We start from the raw sequence: 21,291 nt of genomic DNA on the forward strand, positions 1-21,291 counted from the left end.
ATACTATCAAAAACAGTTTGCTACAACGAAGGAGCCAGTCCTCTTTCGCTAAGCATATGCTACTCAGCAATTTTAAAAAAGCTTTCTATAACAAGCAATGTAAATGCTTAGACTTTTAATGAATAGCATGAAAAATCCCCTTAACGCTTTTTATCGCCAAGGGGATTAAAGTACTTATTTCTTACCGAAATAAGTAACAATCGCAAATCCTAAAATAAAGGTAATGATTGAACTTATAATTGAAAATCCACCAGTCGGAATCCCAGGGAATACAATTACAATCGAACCGATTACAAGTCCAATAATTGCCGCAAATGTCATACTTTTATAACGATCTAATAAAAAACTAATGCCTTTACTACTTACAACAAATCCAACCATAACACCAGCACCGATAACCACGATTAAAGGTAAGTTAAGTGTAGTTAAAGCGTTAATTGCTGTTGGATACACACCAATAATTAATAAAATAAACGATCCACTAATCCCAGGAAGCAGCATTGCCATACTAGCCATCCATCCTGCGAAAAATAAACCAATTGCATTTAAAATTGTTAAAGTCGTAATTGGATCTGCTGCCTTATCTGGTTTAAAGAAAGCTGTAATCGCAACAAGAATTGCTGCAACTATTAATAAAACGATGTGCTTACCTTTAAACGACGACTTTGCATCAGCTTCCCTCATTAACATCGGTAATATACTAATAATTAAACCGAGGAAGAAAAATTGAGTCGGTTCATAATGATTTGCAAGTAAATATTTAATAACGTGACTTAACGTTAAAAATGCCGCTGCCACACCAGCTGCAAGGGGAATTAAAAATCCTAAATGTTTTTTCCATTCACGACTAAAGAATCCACTAATTGCCGCAAGCAATTGTTCATAAATCCCTAACACAACAGCGATTGTACCGCCGCTCACACCAGGAATTAAATCACTAACGCCCATACAAAATCCACGATATATATTACGCCATTCCATACTGAATAAATTCCTCATTTCTTATAGTGATTTTTTCCGTAAAGTCCAGTATATCAATAAGAAAGCTTATAATCCTTATATTTTTTGACAAAACTTTGACATTTTCACACAAAAAAAGAAGAAAGCTCCTGTCGGTAGCTTTCTTCTCACAAGGTATATTATCCCTTATTTTTCTGATACAGTTTTTAATTCCTCTAATAATTCTTCTACGTAATGTTGTGCACTTTGCGCTGCAATACTACCGTCACCTGTTGCAGTTACAATTTGACGAAGCATTTTTTCACGAACATCACCAGCTGCGAAAATACCAGGGATTTTCGTTTCCATACGCTCGTTCGTTTCAAGGTAACCATTTTCATTTGTAATACCTAGTTCAACAAATGGTTTTGATAAAGGTAACATACCGATGTATACAAATACGCCGTCAGTTTTGACTTCTTTCTCTTCTCCACTATTTACGTCCACAAGTGTTACACTTCCTACTTTACCACTTGCTTCGTTGATTTCTTTTATAGTGTGATTCCAAATGAAATCTACTTTTTCGTTTTGGAAAGCACGGTCTTGTAAAATTTTCTGTGCACGAAGCGTGTCACGACGGTGAACGATCGTTACTTTTGATGCGAAGCGTGTTAAGAACACACCCTCTTCAACAGCAGAATCTCCGCCACCAATTACGATAAGCTCTTTTCCTTTAAAGAATGCTCCGTCACATACTGCACAATATGATACACCGCGGCCGCCAAGTTCTGTTTCACCCGGTACACCAATTTTTTTATACTCTGCACCGCTTGCAACGATAATTGCACGTGCTTTATATTCTTTTTTACCAGCAATAATTGTTTTGTATTCTTTACCATCGATGACTTTTTTCACATCACCGTATGCATATTCAGCACCAAATTTCTTCGCATGCTCAAACATTTTATTTGATAAATCTGGTCCTAAAATAGACTCATAACCTGGGTAGTTTTCTACATCTTCCGTGTTTGCCATTTGGCCACCTGGAATACCTCGCTCAAGCATTAATGTGCTTAAATTTGCACGAGATGTATATACTGCAGCTGTCATACCAGCTGGTCCTGCACCAATAATAACGACATCATAAATTTTTTCTTCTGACACACTATTCACTCCTATCCATTCCTACACAATTAAGTTACCCTCATTATACTGTTAGCATCATTTTTTTCCCAATGATTTGCTTATCTTATGTGTGCGTACGCTTAACAGCTTGCACATACTTTCGGACAGTCGCTACAGATACATTATATACATCTCCAAGCTCCGACTGTGTCATTTTATTTCCTTGTTCGCCGCGTACAATGTATTCAATCGCAGCTGACCAGCCGTACACATTTGTAAATATGTCTCCAGATGTATATAAACGTATGAACGTACAAAACCAAAAGTGTAAACACTCTTCGATTAATTCATCATCTTTTTTCGTATAATTGTATAATGCATCCGCAATTCTCGCGCACTGCTCAAATTGCTGTAAATCAGCTGGAATACTCTTATGACTATTAAGTAAAAAGAAGTACTTTGCAAGTTGCGATACGATGGGAACACCGTTCTTCGCTTGCGTTATATCAAAGAAGAATCCAACCTTCTCCGGCGTTGACAATTCATTCATTAAATATAAAGCTAGCATTTGTTCTTCTAGCGTCGCACTTTGCTGAAATGATTTTCGTAATTCTTCAAATAACACATTTTGCCCTTCATCTGCTAAATTCAGCGCATTCCACGGTTCTTTTCCCTTTTTATCAGGATGTAATTCCACGACATATTGCCACATTTTTTCAGCTAGTTGCTGGTCTTTCACCATATACGCAGAATATGCAAACCAATAATAAAAACTAACGTCTCCCTCATATCCTTGACGCTTTAATAGTTTGAACCACTTATATGCATGCTCGAAATAACCAATTGTTGCGAGTGTAGTTCCCAGTTTCAAACGATGTTCAAATGAAATCGGATATACCGAAACTAGCTGTCCCGCTAATGCCTCTACTTGTTTATGCTCTCCAATTGAATATAGAAAAATAAGCGTATTACAAAGCGCATGTATATTACCAGGGTTTTTCTCTAAAATCATTTCTGTTAACTTCAGTGCTTTGTCTACATTACCAGATTGAAAATGTGCAATGGCTAAATTATTATGACCTGACCAAAATTCCGGATAATCTTTCGTAACAATTTCTAATGTAGCAATTGCTTCTTCCAATTGTCCATTACGAATATAGCGATTCGCTTCTTCCTGCATAACAATTAAATCATCTTCATCTTCAATCTCTTCCGCACCCATTGCTTCTTCTTCCATAATCTCAAGAAGTTCTAATGTATCTTCTACGAATTCCTTCTCTTTTGCAACTTCTAAATAACGATCTGCATATTTCTTCGCCTGTTGAAATAACCCCATATATGCATAATTATTTGCAATAAAATAATAGCACTGTTCAAGTTCTGGATTAGATCTAACTAACTTTAAGAAGATTTGATTCGATTCTTGATATTCACCAGCCTCAGATAATACTGATGCTAATTGACATAAAATAAACGGCTCCTTCTCACTTTGTGCCGCTCTTCGAAAATATTTAATTGCATCTTGCAATTTTTGTCCTTTGTAAGCTCTCATCCCTTTTTTATAAAAGAAGTCCGCTAATTGATTAAAAGAGATAACTTGTCCGTTCTCCTTATATATCCTTTGATTTTTCCCCATATATCCTCCAGTTTTTTGTTTTCTTCGTTCACACATTCTTCTATCTATAAGTATAAACGATTCCGTAAAAAACAAAACAGTATATTATACTCAATTATTTCCTTTTTATTCATAAAAAAAGAGGAGAAATGTTACATTTTCACCATGAACCTTCTCTTGCGGTCATTTGCTCTTTCGTATAAATAATACGCATTGGATTTCCACCTACGAAAGCACCGCTCGGTACATCTCTATGAACAAGTGTGCCAGCTGAGACAGTCGCACCGTCTCCAATTTTCACACCTGGTAATATTGTTACATTCGCTCCAATCATTACTTCATTTCCAATGACGATTTCGCCAAGTCGATATTCACGAATTAAATATTCATGTGCTAAAAGCGTTGTGTTATAGCCAATAATCGAATTCTCTCCCACAGTTATCTTTTCTGGGAACATAATATCCGGCATTACCATAAGCGCAAATGATGTTTTCTTTCCTACTTTCATCCGTAAAAAAGTGCGGTACAACCAATTTTTTACGGATAAAAATGGCGTGTAACGCGCAATTTGGATAATAATAAAGTTTTTCATTACCTTCCAAAAAGACACTGTTTTATACACATTCCATAACGAATTTTCTCCTGAAACAGGATAGCGCGTTGTCCGTCGCACTTAGCTCGCTCCTCTACTAACTTACTTGGACCTTTATGAACGGTTCATGTTAGACAAAATCGGTAGCAAATCACTCATTTTATCTAGCATAAAGTCCGGCTTGTAAGCCTCTAAATACGCTCTACCTTTCAACGTCCATGAAACCGCAGCTGTTTTCGTCCCCGCATTTTGACCACCGACAATATCATGATGATTATCCCCAACCATCAATGCCTCTTCTGGTTTTGCATCTAATATTTCAAGCGCTTTTTGAAGTGGCTCCGGATGTGGTTTCACATGCTCTACATCATCAATTGTCACGACAACATCAAAAAATTCATCAAGCTTTGACAACTGTAATCCCATCTCAACGGTTTGTCTCGCTTTCGTTGTAACAATACCAACTTTATAACCTTGCTTCTTCAACTCTCGAACTGTTTCATATACAGTTTCATATTCTTCTACTAATTCATCATGATGATCATGGTTAAATTTGCGATAGCTAGTAATCATCTCTTCAACCTTACTTTCATCAATCTTGCTGAAAGTATCATGCAAAGATGGACCGATAAATGGCAACACATCTTCACGCTTATATTGATTTGGATAATATGTATTTAAAGTATGTAAAAACGAAGAAATAATAAGTTCATTTGTATTAATTAAAGTTCCATCTAAATCAAATAACACGGTATTTATTCTCATCGCCTTAGTCCTTTCGCCTTCCTGAATATGAAAGAAGCAGCATCTTATAATAAGATGCTACTTGTCTCTAATTTTCTAAATACCTTTTATCAGCTTGCCCCATTTTTCGTCTCACAATAATGAAAATAATAGAAATAACAACAAGTCCAATTGACATTACTTGTGCAATACGAAGTGGTCCTAGCATTAAACTATCTGTACGTAAGCCTTCTACGAAGAAGCGTCCTACTGAATACCAAATTAAATATGTGAAGAATAACTCCCCGCGACGTAAATTCACTTTTCTTAATGCAAGTAGTAAAATTACGCCTGCAAAATTCCATAATGATTCATATAAAAACGTCGGATGATAGTACACACCCTCAATATACATTTGATTAATAATGAAATCCGGTAAATGAAGACCTTCTAAAAACTGTCTCGTTACTTCATCACCATGCGCCTCTTGGTTCATAAAGTTTCCCCATCGGCCAATTGCTTGTCCTAGTAAAATACTTGGTGCAGCAATATCAGCCAACTTCCAGAAGGAAACCCCGCGTCGCTTCGCAAAAAGAATTCCGGTAATAACAGCTCCGATTAAACCACCATGAATCGCCAAACCGCCTTGACGAATATTAATAATTTGACTCGGATTTTGTGCGTAATATTCCCATTCAAAAATAACATAGTACATTCTCGCAAAAAGAATAGCGATCGGTACTGCAATTAATACAAGGTCAACAAATGTATCTTTTGGAATACCTAGCCTTTCTCCCTCGCGAGTTGCCAGCCAAAGACCTAATAGCACACCTGTACCGATAATAATCCCGTACCAATACACAGGAAACGGCCCAAGTTGGATAGCTACACGGTCAAGCTGTGGTACAGAAGCTAACAGCATATGTATATGACCTCCCTCTCCAAAGTTTACTCCTGATTTCCTAACTCAATTGCACTCATTAATCGTTCAGAGAACTGCTGTGCTGCATTGACTCCCATACGTTTTAAACGGAAGTTCATCGCTGCTACTTCAATAATAACAGCCAAGTTTCGACCAGGACGAACTGGAAGTGTAATCTTCGTAAGCTCTGTATCAATAATTTTCATCTTCTCTTCATCAAGACCTAAGCGATCGTAATTTTTCTTTTGATCCCAAATTTCAAGATTAATAACAAGTGTAATACGCTTATAATTTCGTACTGCCCCTGCACCGAATAACGTCATAACGTTAATAATACCTAGACCACGAATTTCTAATAAATGCTCGATTAAATCTGGTGAACTTCCGACTAACATATCTTCATCTTCTTGACGAATTTCTACACTATCATCCGCAACAAGACGGTGACCACGCTTTACAAGCTCAAGAGCTGTCTCACTTTTACCAACACCACTTTGACCTGTAATTAAAACACCAACGCCGTAAATATCTACTAACACACCATGCACAGCTGTTGTTGGTGCTAACTTACCTTCTAAATAGTTTGTTAAACGACTTGATAATCTCGTTGTCGTTTGAGAAGAACGTAATAAAGGCATACCTGATTCACGTGATGCTTGTAATAACTCATCTGGTACATCTTGATTACGAGTTACAATAATACATGGCGTCTCCTCAGTACAAAGCGCTTTCATTCTCTCTTGTTTTTGCTCTGACGTTAACGTGTCAAAGAAAGTAAGCTCCGTTTTACCAAGAAGCTGCACACGATCTGCTGGATAGTATGTAAAAAATCCTGCCATTTCAATTCCAGGTCGTGATAAATCACTTGTATCAATTGGACGATGAATACCTTCTTCACCACTGATTAACTCCAATTGAAATTGTTCAATTAAATCTTTTGTCCTTACTTTCGGCATATGTATAAACCTCCACTCCGCTGCGGGTTCAGTCTCGTTTGATGTAAAATTCCATTCTATCGGATATTGTACCATTTTTTTCTGAAAACAAGAAATACGGTTTCTAATAAATAGAAAAAAACATTTCATACGAATAATGAAATGTTTTTCTTTTTGTCACTTTCTCTTTTTTTCATATAGAGGCTCAACAATTGCCTTTTCAATTATCATATTAAAAATTGAAATACAAATTGCCGCAACAATCGCTACACCAAATCCTGATATATTAAAAGCATCTCCTAATAATGAATCTGCTATTTTTAACGTAATCGCATTAATAACAATTAAGAAGAAGCCGAAAGTTACAACAGTAATTGGTAGCGTAATTAAAATTAAAAACGGCTTTACGAACACATTTAAAACCGCCAATATAATACTCGCAATAATTGCAGTTTGTATATTTGCTACGTAAAATGCATCTGGTGCAATCCCTTTTAAAAGTCCCGATACAGCGATTAACACAACGCTATTTACAAGAAGTGATACAATCCATCTCATTTCGTTACACATCCTTTTAAACATATATATTTCATCATACGCTAATAGATAATAAACGCAAGTATGATACGAACACTTATATCAACTTATTCTATCTTTCATGCTTGTATACCTACTAACATTTCTTAGTAAAATAAGGGCCGCACCATCTATGTTCATGAGTTTTTACAAAAGTCCAAGTGAACTCTTTATCTACAATATAGATATCACCTTTATACGCATCGTCCCTCTCACACAATATATCATCCATATGTAACAAACTCGCATCCTTTATTAACAGTACCTCATCACAGTGTTGGTAGAAAATGTAGCAATCCTTTTTCACTTCATTATGAAACGCGTTCTTTGCTTCTTTACCCTCTAAACACTTCTTTTTCTCATAACTAAATATGTGCCAAAGATACCCACATCCATACTTATCTCCATAAAGAAAAATGTCTTCTTTTTCTTCATCACTTAAATGATTTGCAAAGTGATCCTCCCAGCGCTTTCGAAAATATACACCCCAACTTTGAAACTCTCTTACTTTCATATTTTTCTTCCTTAACACCTCTAAAAACTTCATCTTCTCCCCCTATACAATAAAAACCGAGCGTCATTTCCACCCGGTTTTCATCAATAAACTTATTGCGATAATTCTACTTCTTTTATTTTCTCTTTCATTCTTGCTTTATCACGATTTAAAATCTCTTTTAAATATTTACCTGTGTACGAGCGCTCTTCTTTCACTACTTGCTCTGGCGTTCCGGAAGCAACGATTTGTCCACCTTTATCTCCACCCTCTGGTCCAAGGTCAACTATATAATCAGCTGTTTTTATCACATCTAAATTATGTTCAATTACAAGTACCGTCTCACCGCTCTCAACAAGACGTTGCAGCACTTCTAGAAGACGTGCAATATCATGCGCATGCAAACCAGTCGTTGGTTCATCTAAAATGTATAACGTACGTCCTGTAGAACGACGGTGTAATTCAGAGGCTAATTTCACACGCTGTGCTTCCCCACCAGATAATGTTGTTGCTGGTTGACCTAATTTCATATAACCAAGCCCAACGTCTACAAGCGTTTGAAGTTTACGCTTAATTTTTGGGATATTAGCGAAGAACTCTACTCCATCTTCAATTGTCATCCCTAACACTTCAGAAATATTCTTATCTTTATATTTCACTTCTAACGTTTCACGGTTGTAACGTTTACCATGACAAACTTCACACGGAACGTATACGTCTGGTAAGAAGTGCATTTCGATTTTAATAATTCCATCACCACGGCACGCTTCACAACGTCCACCTTTTACATTAAAGCTGAAACGTCCTTTTTGATATCCGCGCACTTTCGCTTCATTCGTTTGTGCAAACACATCACGAATATCATCGAATACACCTGTATACGTCGCTGGATTAGAACGTGGTGTACGACCGATTGGTGATTGATCAATATCAATTACCTTATCTAAATGTTCAAGACCTTTAATCTCTTTATGAGTACCTGGCTTCGCTTTCGCTTTATATAACTTTTGAGCTAGCGATTTATATAGTACTTCATTAATCATCGTACTTTTACCAGAACCAGATACCCCTGTTACCGCTACAAACGTACCAAGCGGGAATGACATTTTCGCATTCTTTAAGTTATTCTCTTTTGCGCCGACAATCTCTACTTTACGTCCATCACCTTTACGTCTTTCAAGTGGAACTGGAATAAACTCTTTACCGCTTAAATACTTCCCTGTTAATGAATTATCATCTTGCATCACTTCAGCCGGCGTCCCTGCTGAAACGACCTGTCCACCGTGAATACCTGCACCAGGCCCTATATCAAGTAAATAGTCAGCAGCCATCATCGTATCTTCATCATGTTCAACAACAATTAACGTATTACCTAAATCGCGCATTTCTTGCAATGTACGAATAAGACGATCGTTATCACGCTGGTGTAAACCAATTGAAGGTTCATCAAGAATATAAAGTACGCCAGTTAGACGAGAACCAATTTGCGTCGCTAAACGAATACGCTGCGCCTCACCACCTGATAAAGTTCCTGCGGCACGACTTAACGTTAAATAATCTAAACCAACGTTCACTAAGAACCCAACGCGCTCCTGAATTTCTCTTAAAATTAAATGAGCTATTTTTTGTTGCTTCTCCGTTAGCTCTACATTCGAGAAGAATTCTTGTACTTCTTGAACTGAATACTTCGTTACGTCAGCAATCGTTTTATTGCCAACAAATACAGCTAAGCTCTCAGGCTTTAAGCGTCCACCTTTACACTTCGGACAAGCTTGTTCTGCCATATACTTTTCCATTTGCTCACGAACATAATCAGAACTCGTTTCACGATAACGACGTTCAATATTTGGAATAACACCTTCAAATAAAATCTCATTTTCCTTTACTTGACCAAATTCATTTACATAGCGGAAATAAACCTTCTCTTCACCGCTTCCGTATAACACTTTATCAAATAAATCTTTCGGTATATTTTTCACAGGCACATCCATATCAACGCCATAATGATTACATACAGATTGTAAAAGTTGCGGGTAATATTGTGAGCTTGTCGGTTCCCAAGGCGCAATCGCATGTTCCTTTAACGATAAATCCCAGTTCGGGATAACAAGCTCTAAATCTACCTCTAGCTTTGAACCAAGTCCATCACAAGAAGGACATGCTCCGAACGGACTGTTGAATGAGAACATACGCGGCTCTAATTCTCCGATTGAAAAACCACAATGCGGACAAGCATGATGTTCACTAAATAGAAGTTCCTCTTCTCCCATTACATCAATTAACACTCGGCCTCCGCCAAGCTTTAATGCACTTTCAAGTGAATCAGCAAGACGGCTTGCGATTCCTTCTTTTACAACAATACGGTCAATTACAACTTCAATGGAATGCTTCTTATTTTTATCTAACGTAATATCCTCAGATACATCAAGCATTTCACCATCAACACGTACACGAACATATCCTTGCTTCTTAATATCTTCAAGTACTTTCACATGTGCACCTTTACGCCCAGACACGATAGGAGCTAACACTTGTAATTTCGTACGTTCAGGATATTCAAGAACACGGTCTACCATCTGCTCTACTGTTTGTGATGTAATTTCAATCCCATGATTTGGACAAATTGGCGTACCAATTCGCGCAAATAATAAACGTAAATAATCATAAATCTCCGTTACCGTTCCGACAGTTGAACGTGGATTACGACTCGTCGTTTTTTGATCGATTGAAATCGCTGGTGACAATCCTTCAATCGTGTCCACATCCGGCTTATCCATTTGTCCTAAAAACTGGCGCGCATACGCAGATAATGATTCTACGTATCTGCGCTGCCCTTCTGCATAAATCGTATCAAATGCTAATGATGATTTCCCCGAACCAGACAATCCCGTTACAACGACAAGCTGATTTCTCGGAATGGTTACATCAATATTTTTTAAGTTATGTGCTCTAGCACCTTTTACAACGATAAAATCCTTGCTCTTACTCACTTTTTTCACCCTTCCGCTTTTAATTCTAATAGTAAATCTCTTAGTTCAGCTGCACGCTCGAAGTCTAACGCTTTTGCTGCTTCTTTCATCTCTGCTTCCATCTTCGCAATTGTCTTTTCGCGCTCTTTTTTCGTCATTTTCTTAGAAGGAGTTGCTTCGTATGTTTCTGTCTCTTCAGCAGCTGTCGTTGCACGGATAACATCACGAACGCCTTTTTGAATCGTTTTCGGTGTAATACCATGCTCTTCATTGTAAGCTTCTTGTATACTACGACGACGCTTCGTTTCTTCAATCGCAATCCCCATAGATTTCGTTATACGATCTGCATACATAATAACGCGGCCGTTTTCATTACGCGCGGCACGACCAATTGTTTGAATTAATGAACGTTCTGAACGCAAAAATCCTTCCTTATCAGCATCTAAAATAGCTACAAGTGATACTTCCGGAATATCTAATCCTTCTCGCAATAAGTTAATGCCGACAAGTACATCAAATTTACCGAGGCGAAGATCACGGATAATTTCAATACGTTCTAACGTTTTAATTTCAGAGTGAAGATAGTTAACTTTAATTCCTACATCTTTTAAGTAATCCGTTAAATCCTCTGACATTTTCTTCGTTAAAGTCGTAATTAATACACGTTCATTTTTTGCAATACGATCTTGAATCTCTCCTAATAAATCGTCAATTTGCCCTTCAATTGGTCGTATATCAATTGGTGGATCTAAAAGCCCTGTTGGACGAATAATTTGTTCTATTACTTCTGGTGACTGCTCTAACTCGTACGGTCCTGGCGTTGCTGAAACGTAAATAACTTGATTTGTTTTCTCTTCAAACTCATCAAACATAAGCGGTCTATTATCTAGAGCCGATGGCAGACGGAATCCATGATCCACAAGCACTTGTTTACGTGCTTGGTCACCGTTATACATCGCTCTTACTTGTGGTACTGATACGTGCGACTCATCCATAACAATTAAGAAATCTTTCGGGAAATAGTCTAATAACGTATACGGCGTTGCCCCCGCTGGACGAAGTGTTAAATGACGGGAGTAGTTTTCAATACCTGAACAAAAGCCCATCTCGCGCATCATTTCTAAATCATAACGTGTACGTTGCTCTATACGCTGCGCTTCTAACAACTTACCGTTATCATTTAACTCCTTTAAACGTTCTTCTAATTCTTTTTCGATATTTTCAATAGCGACCTTCATTTTCTCTTCACGTGTAACGAAGTGAGATGCTGGGAAAATTGCTACATGATCACGTTCTGCTAATACTTCACCTGTTAACGCATTTACTTCACGAATACGATCGATTTCATCACCGAAAAACTCAATTCGAATACAATGCTCATCAAGTGATGCTGGGAAGATTTCAACTACATCTCCGCGTACACGGAATGTACCACGCTTGAAATCAATATCATTACGTCCATACTGTACATCAACAAGTTCACGAAGCAATTGATTACGGTCTTTTTCCATACCAACTCGAAGCGAAACAACTAGCTCGCGGTATTCTTCTGGAGAACCTAAGCCATATATACACGAAACACTCGCAACGATAATTACATCGTCCCGTTCAAATAATGCAGACGTTGCCGAGTGACGCAATTTATCAATTTCATCATTAATCTGCGCATCTTTTTCAATAAACGTATCTGTTTGTGGTACATACGCTTCTGGCTGATAATAATCGTAGTAACTAACAAAATATTCAACTGCATTATTCGGGAAAAAGTCTTTCAACTCACTATATAACTGCCCTGCTAACGTTTTATTATGAGCCATAACAAGTGTTGGCTTTTGCACTTCTTTAATGACATTTGAAATCGTAAATGTCTTACCCGTTCCTGTCGCTCCAAGCAACACTTGCTTTTTCTTTCCACTATTAATTCCCTCTACAAGCTTCTCTATAGCTACCGGCTGATCACCTTGCGGGGAATACGCTGAGACAATTTCAAATTGACGTTCCAAGAAAATCCGACCTCCTCATAAAAATCTGTATTATTATTTTACCACGAATACCTATAAAAAACCTAAAAAAACGAACAGATATTCGGTAAAATTTTCGACAATATACACATAGAAAAAGGAAGGAGTAAATACCTCCTTCCTCTACTAATTCTATTTTTTAGGTACATATACTAAGTCATATCCATTGCGCCCAGCTTCATTCATACAATCTATTAACCGATAAGTACTTTCTGATTCGCGCTGCTCTTTAACAATACCTTTACAACTATCTTTATGTAACCCTTTATCCTTCCCAGCAAATTTGTCTTTTCTATTATCTGACACATAAAATATATCGTTCCCACTATACTCTAACGTTTGAAAAATCGGGTCCCCTTCAAGGGTATACTGTACAATTCTTATTTTATCAACTTCCCTTTGCTCGACATTCAAAACGAACTTTTCAAATTTATCTAGATTGAGAATTCCTGCTCCCTTTACAATGACATCATTCTTCTTATCAATTGTAGTGCTAGATGGTGAACATGCTACTAAACTAAAGAGAAATAGACTTATAAAACTGGTTCTTTTTCCTATTGTCATCCTCTCCTATAAAAATTATTTGTATACCAGAAAAGCTACTTTCAACTATGAAAGTAGCTTTTCTTTTCCTTTCTCCTTCTTCGGAAAAATCACATATGAAAATGAAATCGCTGTATCAACTAAAAATATAATCGCCCACACTTGACTCACGCGACTTGCAGCTTTATTTAAAACGATTCCCGATTCTAACCAATTACCCCATTGTTCAAATGGAATAAATCCATACGCGAAGAAAAAGAATATGTGCACACCAACGAATAAAACAAGATGTAATACCCAATTTTTTATTTCCTGCTTTGCATAGGCCATACCTGTTAATTCTACCTGTTCTTCAATAATAGGCGCCGGTTCATTACGCCATTTCGCAACTGATTTTTGTACAAATATATCAAGCTTCTTTAAATCCTTTTTCCCGTAGAAAACTGCATATAATAAAATGATTACAGTAATAATCTGAAAGTTAGAGAACTTTCCTGTTTGATAATAGTCCACTACCCCTAAAGTTAAAATAAATACTTCATTTACGAGGAGTACAATCCCCATAATAAAACTCGCCCTTTTCAAACGGAATCCGTAGCGAAGTAAAAAGAAACCGATAGCTGATAACCAAAATACAATTTCTGCCCCAATTAAAAAATACCAACGATATTCTGCGAGTATACTCATTTATCCTTCTCCCTTTCATCATAAATACGAAAAGCCTCATCCATATATACTAAAAGTTCTTCTTCAATTGGATACATGCTCATTTTCTGTGAATCTTCCTTTGATTTTCTAACTTCCCATAACTTATCTAAAAACGCTTCGTCACCATTAGCCATTTCTAAACATTTCTGCAGTAATTTCTTCGTTGCCTCTTGTACTTCATCACTCGCGACTTCTTTACCGTCTTTCATAAAAGTACGTAATTGCTTTAATAAATCTACCCATTCTAAAACATTCGGATCTTCCTCACTCATATTTGGCAAATTCTGAAGCAATTTTTGTTCTTCCTTTGAAAATACTTCATTTTGAAATATTTCACGTATACGAGGAGACTGTTTTGAAAGCTGAATAAGTTCAAACATAACTTTCCAATCAAGTTCTCCCTCTACATCTACCGAATAAACAACTGCTTGTAAAATACGCTCCATTCGATTAAATTTCTTTTGTTCTTCCTGTACAAACCGAAGTTGTTTTTCAAGCGAATTTTTTAAATCCAGCTCACCTTTTACTAACATATTCGCAGCTTCTTTTAATGAAAATCCCATTTCTTTCAAAAATAAAATTTGTTGCAAACGAATAACGTCATTTTCACTATATAACCGATGTCCACCCTCTGTTTTTCCGCTCGGCTTTAATAAATCTATTTGATCATAATAACGTAGTGTACGTACTGTAACCCCTGTTTCTTTCGTCAATTCTTGTATTGAAATCACTACCATCACCTCTTCCCTCTCATTATAAAAGATGACGTTACGTAACTTTCAAGCGTTTTGTAAAAAAAATACAAAAAGCTGTTTATACAAAGTGTATAAACAGCTTTTATGGAAATAACCCCTTTTGTATGGCGCGCCCACAAAATAAAATAAGTGCTCCAACAACAACACTCGTTGCCGTTTTATGATAATGGGCTAATAATAATAAATAATACGATAAACCTACAGTACCAATCATAATACAAATGCTCGGCACTGGATTACGAGAAAAGTTTTGCATTCCCCAAAGAAGCGAAAATATAGCTGTAGCGACACATAACACCGGTAATCCCATCCCAGTTCCCCTTTTTCTATCTATTATTCCTTGTTGCTAACACGCTCGTTGATGCGATACTAATTAATAAATCAAAACCAATCCTTATATATTTAAACGTTTACTCTAATTGAAATCTCTCAAACTTATCGTTCATTTTCTCTCCCCTTACTCCAGCGTAAAGATTTCCTCCACCTTCACTCCAAAATACTTGGCGATTTTTAAAGATAACTCTAGACTCGGATTGTAATGATGGTTTTCAATCGCCACTATCGTCTGCCGCGTCACTTGCATCGCCTTTGCCATTTCAACTTGCGTTATATGATTTTGCTTTCTTAACTCTTTTATTTTATTTTTCACACCCATAGGCTCCACCTTCAAAAGTAAAGATATCTTTACTTAAATTATAAATATTTTCCAGTTATAAGTAAAGATATCTTTACAAATTTTAGAAAAACGTTTCACTGAACACCTACTCTAATAAAGTACAAGAGTAATTCAATTTATATCAGCGCAACTTAAATTATATCGGCGATTTCCCAAATATATCAGCGCAACTCCATTTATATCGGCGATTTTTCAAATATATCGACTTACCGACAAATATCGACATCCGTAGCGCTACTATAATCATAAGAAAAAGCTGTCCCCAAATACCTTCGGGAACAGCTTTCTCCTCTACTACATAAATCCTAGCGCATATACAAGAACGTATCCAAGAACCGATAAGCAAACCGAGCCAATCAGCCCCGCCACGAACGCTTTGCTTCCTAACTTACGGAACGTTTTAAACTCTACATTTAAACCAAGTCCTGCCATCGCCATTGCGATTAGCATATAAGCAATGACAACAATGTATCCCGCAACAACTTCTGGAATAATCCCGAGCGAATGCACTGCACTCATCGCTAAAAATCCGAAAATGAACCATGGAATTGGAAGGTCGCGCCACGATCTTTTTTCCTTGCTTCCTTCACTCTTTCCAAACCATAATCCAATTAAAATTGCTACTGGTACGAGCATTGCAACGCGCGTTAACTTCACGATAACTGCGATGTCTACAGCTGTACTTCCTCCTGGCGCCGCAGCTGCGATAACATGAGCAATTTCATGCAGCGTGGCCCCTGAGAATACACCGTAACCATATGGAGATAGGCCAAGCACTGGATATAATAACGTATAAATAAGCGTAAATATCGTACCTAAAATAGCAATAATTGCAGCCCCAACTGCCGTTTCATCATCTTTTGCTTTCACTTGCGGCGCAATTGCCACGACCGCTGCCGCCCCGCAAATTGCTGTACCACATGCTGTTAAAATCCCAAGTTTCTTTTCTACCTTAAATACTTTCGTTAGTCCATATACAACGAAAATCGTAAATGTAATAACAACCGCTGCGATGACCAATACTTTCGGCCCTGCCTTCGCAATATCAACAAGATTTAATCGCATTCCAAGTAAGATGATTCCAAAGCGCAGCAACTTCTTACTCGCAAAGTTCGTCCCTGCAATCGCATCTTGAGGGACTCCAATTGCCGCACGCCAAACCATCCCAATTAGAATAGCAATTACTAATTGTCCCATAATATTTAAAAATGGAAGCTCTGCTAAATATTTCGCGGCAATTGCGATTAATAATGTAATCCCAATTCCTTGCGAAAATCCAAAACGCTTCTTCTTTTGTATAACAAGTGTTTGTTCCATTTTGAACCACTCCAATAATCGTATTGGAACATGCATGTTCTTTCTACTTACATTATAAGAGAGTTTCTATAATAAGTTTAATACCAATACCAAATCTCTATCATTAGAAATACTTATGATAAGATAATAGAAAAAGAAAGGAGCCCATTATATGAACGTAGACATTTTAAAAATTTTTGTTACTGTCGTTGAACAGAAACACTTCTCCCGTGCAGCAGAATTATTAAACCTTTCACAGCCTGGAGTAAGTATGCATATACGCAACTTAGAAAACGAATTTGGCACTACACTTATTCAACGCTCCCCGAAGCACGTCCAAGTTACTGAAGCTGGAAACATATTATATATACATGCAAAGCAAATGCTCTCTCTTTACGAAGATGCTAAACAAGAAATTAATGAACTACATAACGTTGTAACAGGAACACTTCGCATTGGTGCTAGTTTTACAATTGGCGAATACTTACTTCCAAAAATACTGGCTAACTATGCGAATGAAAATCCACACGTCGAAGTTCATACTTTCATCTCAAATACAGAAGACGTTTTGCAAAGCCTTCGCTCTAATCAAATTGATATCGGCCTAGTGGAAGGACAAGTCGTATACGCCGACGTAGATGTTGAAACATTTATGCAAGATGAAATGAAGCTCGTCGTCCCGCCAAATCATCCATTACTCCGCACAAATGAAATAAATGAAAGTACACTCCAAGATCAAGTATGGGTATTAAGAGAAAGTGGTTCTGGTACACGCGCTTATAGTGACCGCTTTATTCATCAACACCATTTAAAAATGAAACGATTCTTTACATTCAGTAGTATCCAAAGCGTAAAGGAAGCTGTTAGTGCCGGGCTTGGCATCGCTATCCTTTCTGATTGGACTGTACGGAAAGAGCTATTAGCAAAAGAACTATTCCACGTCGAAGTTCCAAATGAACAACTAATCCGTCCGTTCTCCATCGTGCGCGGCAAATATTTTATTCCGTCTAAAGCTATTCAAGTGTTCTTAAATCATGTAGATTCTTTTGCGAAAAAACAGAGTTGACCTTCACATTAGTGTGAAGGTTTACAATACATGTAAAAGGAGTGAAATACATTGCGAATTGGAGAATTATCAAAAGAAACTGGCGTTAGTGAAAGATCACTAAGACATTACGAAGAAAAGGGCTTACTCCCTTCTAAGCGCCTTGCAAATGGTTACCGTGATTTTGATGAAAGTGCCATCGAAAAAGTGGAGCTTATTCAAATGTACTTACAAATTGGCTTAAATTTAGAAGAGACGGCAAGGATGCTGCGCTGCCTTGAAATTGAACCGCACCTGTACGACAATCCGTGCAGCAGTATCCTTACGCTTTACGAAGATAAACTCAATGAAGTAACAAAGCAAATCTCATTGCTTTCCAACATCCAAACGAATTTGCAAAAACACGTTTCACTCCTAAAACATGCAAAAGAAAAGGGATGATTACATGTTTGTTATACATGGCAGTTCAAGACAAAACGGAAATACAGAAGCTTTAACACATATGATGATAGAGGACATTGAAACAGAACAAATTTATTTGCGTGATCATACCGTCTATCCTATTACAGACCAACGTCATGATGCAGAAGGATTCCAATCCGTAAATGATGACTATGAGCAGTTAACGAAACGCATGCTAGAACACGACACGATTATCTTTGCTACACCATTATATTGGTACGGAATGAGTGGACATATGAAAAATTTTGTTGATCGCTGGTCACAAAGCTTGCGCGATACATCCCTTCATTTCAAAGAAAAAATGAAAGGCAAAAAAATGTATGTTGTCATCGTTGGCGGGGACAACCCAAAGGTAAAAGCATTACCGCTTATTGCTCAATTCCAATATATCTTTGATTTTGTTGGCTCTTCATTTGAAGGTTATGTTATTGGGAATGCGAATGGACTGGATGAAATTAAAAACGATGCTGAGGCGCTGGCAAAAGCACAATTGTATAATGATACATTCAAAAATAGCGAACAGAAATAAGTTTGACAAACCCTTTTGTATGCGCATACAATAAAAGTAATATTATGAAAGGAAGGTACTTTGACCAATGAAGTTCTAATTCTCTTATTTATTTCATCCATCACAAATAGTGAACAAAAATGATGAAAACTAGCAGGGGATTAGTCTGTCCATTTGTCGATACTTTCTTTCGAAACGATCATGTAAAAAATAGTTTATTTATGTACGATTTTTTACATACAAGGGCGACGTTTATCCTCTCTAGTGAAACTAGGGAGGTTTTTTTATGACTATTTTATTCGCAAGTAATATTGAAAAGAGCTTTGGTGATCGCACACTATTTACATTACCATCACTGGAAATTCAAGCACAGGATCGCATAGGAATTGTCGGAGTCAACGGAGCTGGTAAATCTACGTTATTACAAATATTAAGTAAAGAAATAGAAGCTGACAGAGGCATAGTAACTCATCATAGTTCTATCAGCATCATTCCTCAGCTTAGCGAAGAACTACCGGAAACTGCTTCTTCTCTTGCAAAAGGAAAATGGAGTATTTCAAACGTTACCGACGCAATGAGCGGCGGTGAACGAATGCGGCTAAAGATCGCCCATGCTCTCGAACAAAATGCAGGCATTTTATTCGCTGATGAACCAACAAGCCACTTAGATATGGTCGGTACAGAGCAATTAGAAAAGGCACTTTCATCTTATAAAGGAGCACTTGTTTTAATATCGCATGATCGTGAATTTCTAGATAATATATGTACCAAAATTATTGAAATTGAAGATGGTACTATTCAAGAGTATAAAGGGAATTATTCCAACTATCGAAAACAAAAAGAACGTGAACGAATACAAAAACAAGCAGAATATGAGCAATATATACAAGAAAAAAATCGTTTAGAGCAATCCATTCTACAAAGAAAGCAACGTGCTTCTAACATGACAAAAATCCCAACGCGGTTCAGTTCATCTGAATCTAGACTTTATAGGTTAAGTGGGGCTCATGGCCAAGAACAGGTTAGCAAAGCAGCGAAGGCATTAGAGACACGTCTCGAAAAACTAGAAAAGAAGGAAAAGCCAAAGGATCTTTCTCAAGCTCAATTTGACGTGCAATACCATACTCCCATTCATAGTAAGGTGGCAGTACAATTCAATAAAGCAACAAAGAAAATAGGCGACCGCACACTATTTAAAAATATGAATGGAACTATTGCCCCTGGTGCAAAGCTTGCCGTTTTAGGGGCAAATGGAAGCGGCAAAACCACTTTGTTCAACATGCTTCTCACAAACGAGCGTGGCATGCAGCTATCGAAAAGTTGTAAAATTGGATACTTCGAACAAACATTATCTATTTTAAAAACAGATAAAACGATTTTAGAAAATGTTCTAGAAGAAACAAACTATACAGAAGCATTCGTTCGCACAATACTTGCACGACTTCTATTCCGCCGTGAGGATGTTCATAAACCTGTGCACGTTCTAAGCGGGGGTGAACGAATGAAGGTTGCACTCGCAAAAGTATTTTTAGGAAACTATAATATGCTTCTGCTAGATGAACCGACAAACTATTTAGACTTAGCAACGCAAGAAGAATTAGAAACCATGTTACAAGAATATCCTGGCACAATACTTTTCATTAGCCATGACCGTGCCTTTATTCGCTCTGTTGCAGACCATATTCTACAAGTAGATGAGAGTGAACCAAGAATCTTCCACGGTAATTACGAGCAATACACAAAAAGAACCACCGGAGCTTCTGTAAACGTTACTGAGCAAGAATTGTTACGATTACAAACAAAATTAACAGAAGTCATCGGCCGGATTTCCATTCCAAATCATCACGATGACATCACATCTCTCGAACAAGAATACGCAAAATTATTAACTCAAATTCAAAAATGTAAAGAAGCACTCTAATGTCTTCCCTATATATCGACGGGGCCTTCCACATTTCCCAAGAAATATTGAATCTTCGACATAGAATACAAAAAGCCGTGCATCAGCACGGCTTTTTACTTTATATGCGGACAGCAGTCCCGCTCACCGCAACCATTAACATACCTTCGCGAACTACTTCGTAATCCACGTCGATACCAACAATTGCATTTGCATTTTTTTGTCTTGCGAAAGTTTTCATCTCTTCCATTGCGATGTCGCGTGCTTCTTTTAATTTACTTTCATAAGCGCCAGCACGACCACCGACAACGTCACGAACAGAAGCGAAAAGGTCACGAACGATATTCGCACCCATAATCGCTTCTCCATTGACGATATCGATATACTCAATAATTTCTTTTCCTTGAATTGTAGACGTTGTTGTTACAATCATACTTTATAGCCTCCCATATGAGATTTTTACCTACTTATGGTGCACTAATTCAGTA

The 21,291-nt window shown here is 37.3% G+C and carries 22 protein-coding genes; 4 read left to right on the forward strand and 18 right to left on the reverse strand.

Translation table 11 applies throughout. The annotated features are described in order from the left end of the window. Positions 1-174: 174 nt before the first annotated feature. From AB6801_RS13235 to AB6801_RS13315, 17 genes are all read right to left on the reverse strand, one after another. Entirely contained in the window at positions 175-981 is an 807-nt protein-coding gene (locus tag AB6801_RS13235; protein ID WP_000455196.1) for a DUF368 domain-containing protein, read from the reverse strand. Between the two features lie 165 nt (positions 982-1,146). Next, on the reverse strand, positions 1,147-2,103 hold the full coding sequence (trxB, locus tag AB6801_RS13240) for a thioredoxin-disulfide reductase (RefSeq protein ID WP_001288079.1): 957 nt from the start codon (positions 2,101-2,103) through the stop codon (positions 1,147-1,149). Between the two features lie 85 nt (positions 2,104-2,188). After that, the gene (locus AB6801_RS13245) at positions 2,189-3,700 is read right to left on the reverse strand and encodes a tetratricopeptide repeat protein (RefSeq protein ID WP_000517720.1); all 1,512 of its coding nucleotides are present in this window, start codon (positions 3,698-3,700) and stop codon (positions 2,189-2,191) included. A 139-nt stretch (positions 3,701-3,839) separates the two neighbouring features. Continuing rightward, a complete protein-coding gene (locus tag AB6801_RS13250; RefSeq protein ID WP_001255070.1) occupies positions 3,840-4,352 on the reverse strand; it encodes an acyltransferase in 513 nt (170 codons plus the stop codon). Between the two features lie 33 nt (positions 4,353-4,385). Then, entirely contained in the window at positions 4,386-5,036 is a 651-nt protein-coding gene (gene ppaX / locus AB6801_RS13255) for a pyrophosphatase PpaX (protein WP_033667189.1), read from the reverse strand. A gap of 67 nt (positions 5,037-5,103) precedes the next feature. After that, positions 5,104-5,916 carry a prolipoprotein diacylglyceryl transferase gene (gene lgt, locus AB6801_RS13260; protein WP_000922848.1) on the reverse strand — a complete coding sequence of 271 codons (813 nt, stop codon included), beginning with the start codon at positions 5,914-5,916 and terminating at the stop codon, positions 5,104-5,106. Positions 5,917-5,942: 26 nt separating this feature from the next. After that, positions 5,943-6,872: an HPr(Ser) kinase/phosphatase gene (gene hprK / locus AB6801_RS13265; RefSeq protein WP_001127250.1), complete on the reverse strand. Its 930-nt coding sequence runs from the start codon at positions 6,870-6,872 to the stop codon at positions 5,943-5,945. A gap of 156 nt (positions 6,873-7,028) precedes the next feature. Then, positions 7,029-7,409: a phage holin family protein gene (locus AB6801_RS13270; protein WP_001267308.1), complete on the reverse strand. Its 381-nt coding sequence runs from the start codon at positions 7,407-7,409 to the stop codon at positions 7,029-7,031. 115 nt (positions 7,410-7,524) lie between these two features. Then, positions 7,525-7,974, reverse strand: coding sequence for a DUF4275 family protein (locus AB6801_RS13275; protein ID WP_000670205.1), 450 nt, complete (start codon positions 7,972-7,974; stop codon positions 7,525-7,527). A gap of 59 nt (positions 7,975-8,033) precedes the next feature. Beyond that, on the reverse strand, positions 8,034-10,910 hold the full coding sequence (uvrA, locus tag AB6801_RS13280) for an excinuclease ABC subunit UvrA (RefSeq protein WP_000045576.1): 2,877 nt from the start codon (positions 10,908-10,910) through the stop codon (positions 8,034-8,036). A 5-nt stretch (positions 10,911-10,915) separates the two neighbouring features. Then, a complete protein-coding gene (uvrB, locus tag AB6801_RS13285) occupies positions 10,916-12,892 on the reverse strand; it encodes an excinuclease ABC subunit B (protein WP_000441055.1) in 1,977 nt (658 codons plus the stop codon). A gap of 150 nt (positions 12,893-13,042) precedes the next feature. Next, positions 13,043-13,474, reverse strand: coding sequence for a DUF4362 domain-containing protein (locus tag AB6801_RS13290; RefSeq protein ID WP_000152001.1), 432 nt, complete (start codon positions 13,472-13,474; stop codon positions 13,043-13,045). Between the two features lie 45 nt (positions 13,475-13,519). Continuing rightward, positions 13,520-14,140, reverse strand: coding sequence for a hypothetical protein (locus tag AB6801_RS13295; protein WP_000025225.1), 621 nt, complete (start codon positions 14,138-14,140; stop codon positions 13,520-13,522). After that, a complete protein-coding gene (locus AB6801_RS13300) occupies positions 14,137-14,898 on the reverse strand; it encodes a MerR family transcriptional regulator (RefSeq protein ID WP_000260336.1) in 762 nt (253 codons plus the stop codon). Before AB6801_RS13300 ends, AB6801_RS13295 begins: the two co-directional genes overlap by 4 nt. Positions 14,899-14,998: 100 nt before the next feature. After that, positions 14,999-15,226, reverse strand: coding sequence for a hypothetical protein (locus tag AB6801_RS13305; protein ID WP_000524139.1), 228 nt, complete (start codon positions 15,224-15,226; stop codon positions 14,999-15,001). Positions 15,227-15,373: 147 nt separating this feature from the next. Further along, entirely contained in the window at positions 15,374-15,571 is a 198-nt protein-coding gene (locus AB6801_RS13310; RefSeq protein ID WP_000538364.1) for a helix-turn-helix transcriptional regulator, read from the reverse strand. Between the two features lie 315 nt (positions 15,572-15,886). Further along, positions 15,887-16,909 carry a YeiH family protein gene (locus AB6801_RS13315; protein WP_000438439.1) on the reverse strand — a complete coding sequence of 341 codons (1,023 nt, stop codon included), beginning with the start codon at positions 16,907-16,909 and terminating at the stop codon, positions 15,887-15,889. A 151-nt stretch (positions 16,910-17,060) separates the two neighbouring features. Here AB6801_RS13315 and AB6801_RS13320 point away from each other — a divergent pair, with 151 nt between their 5' ends. The 4 genes from AB6801_RS13320 to abc-f all read left to right on the forward strand — a co-directional run bounded on the left by AB6801_RS13320 (position 17,061) and on the right by abc-f (position 20,824). Continuing rightward, a complete protein-coding gene (locus tag AB6801_RS13320; protein ID WP_001099987.1) occupies positions 17,061-17,954 on the forward strand; it encodes a LysR family transcriptional regulator in 894 nt (297 codons plus the stop codon). Positions 17,955-18,005: 51 nt separating this feature from the next. Beyond that, positions 18,006-18,374, forward strand: a complete 369-nt coding sequence (locus AB6801_RS13325) for a MerR family transcriptional regulator (protein ID WP_001219199.1) — start codon at positions 18,006-18,008, stop codon at positions 18,372-18,374. 4 nt (positions 18,375-18,378) lie between these two features. Beyond that, on the forward strand, positions 18,379-18,924 hold the full coding sequence (locus tag AB6801_RS13330; RefSeq protein ID WP_000497612.1) for a flavodoxin family protein: 546 nt from the start codon (positions 18,379-18,381) through the stop codon (positions 18,922-18,924). Positions 18,925-19,189: 265 nt separating this feature from the next. Next, the gene (gene abc-f / locus AB6801_RS13335; protein WP_087948321.1) at positions 19,190-20,824 is read left to right on the forward strand and encodes a ribosomal protection-like ABC-F family protein; all 1,635 of its coding nucleotides are present in this window, start codon (positions 19,190-19,192) and stop codon (positions 20,822-20,824) included. Positions 20,825-20,924: 100 nt separating this feature from the next. Here the strand turns inward: abc-f and AB6801_RS13340 are convergent, their stop codons facing one another. Then, positions 20,925-21,236, reverse strand: a complete 312-nt coding sequence (locus AB6801_RS13340; protein WP_000637523.1) for a heavy metal-binding domain-containing protein — start codon at positions 21,234-21,236, stop codon at positions 20,925-20,927. Positions 21,237-21,291 lie beyond the last annotated feature (55 nt).

Origin of the sequence: Bacillus sp. RCC_6_1, from assembly GCF_041360755.1 — a bacterium.
Taxonomy (GTDB): domain Bacteria; phylum Bacillota; class Bacilli; order Bacillales; family Bacillaceae_G; genus Bacillus_A; species Bacillus_A cereus.

Excerpts from the sequence above, each read along its gene's own strand:
- AB6801_RS13330 (WP_000497612.1), top strand. The coding sequence starts at position 18,379 with ATGTTTGTTATACATGGCAGTTCAAGACAAAACGGAAATACAGAAGCT.
- lgt (WP_000922848.1), bottom strand. The coding sequence starts at position 5,916 with ATGCTGTTAGCTTCTGTACCACAGCTTGACCGTGTAGCTATCCAACTT.
- AB6801_RS13295 (WP_000025225.1), bottom strand. The coding sequence starts at position 14,140 with ATGAGTATACTCGCAGAATATCGTTGGTATTTTTTAATTGGGGCAGAA.
- AB6801_RS13245 (WP_000517720.1), bottom strand. The coding sequence starts at position 3,700 with ATGGGGAAAAATCAAAGGATATATAAGGAGAACGGACAAGTTATCTCT.
- AB6801_RS13340 (WP_000637523.1), bottom strand. The coding sequence starts at position 21,236 with ATGATTGTAACAACAACGTCTACAATTCAAGGAAAAGAAATTATTGAG.
- AB6801_RS13315 (WP_000438439.1), bottom strand. The coding sequence starts at position 16,909 with ATGGAACAAACACTTGTTATACAAAAGAAGAAGCGTTTTGGATTTTCG.
- AB6801_RS13310 (WP_000538364.1), bottom strand. The coding sequence starts at position 15,571 with ATGGGTGTGAAAAATAAAATAAAAGAGTTAAGAAAGCAAAATCATATA.
- AB6801_RS13275 (WP_000670205.1), bottom strand. The coding sequence starts at position 7,974 with ATGAAGTTTTTAGAGGTGTTAAGGAAGAAAAATATGAAAGTAAGAGAG.
- abc-f (WP_087948321.1), top strand. The coding sequence starts at position 19,190 with ATGACTATTTTATTCGCAAGTAATATTGAAAAGAGCTTTGGTGATCGC.
- AB6801_RS13270 (WP_001267308.1), bottom strand. The coding sequence starts at position 7,409 with ATGAGATGGATTGTATCACTTCTTGTAAATAGCGTTGTGTTAATCGCT.
- AB6801_RS13320 (WP_001099987.1), top strand. The coding sequence starts at position 17,061 with ATGAACGTAGACATTTTAAAAATTTTTGTTACTGTCGTTGAACAGAAA.
- AB6801_RS13305 (WP_000524139.1), bottom strand. The coding sequence starts at position 15,226 with ATGGGATTACCGGTGTTATGTGTCGCTACAGCTATATTTTCGCTTCTT.
- hprK (WP_001127250.1), bottom strand. The coding sequence starts at position 6,872 with ATGCCGAAAGTAAGGACAAAAGATTTAATTGAACAATTTCAATTGGAG.
- AB6801_RS13235 (WP_000455196.1), bottom strand. The coding sequence starts at position 981 with ATGGAATGGCGTAATATATATCGTGGATTTTGTATGGGCGTTAGTGAT.
- ppaX (WP_033667189.1), bottom strand. The coding sequence starts at position 5,036 with ATGAGAATAAATACCGTGTTATTTGATTTAGATGGAACTTTAATTAAT.
- AB6801_RS13300 (WP_000260336.1), bottom strand. The coding sequence starts at position 14,898 with ATGGTAGTGATTTCAATACAAGAATTGACGAAAGAAACAGGGGTTACA.
- AB6801_RS13290 (WP_000152001.1), bottom strand. The coding sequence starts at position 13,474 with ATGACAATAGGAAAAAGAACCAGTTTTATAAGTCTATTTCTCTTTAGT.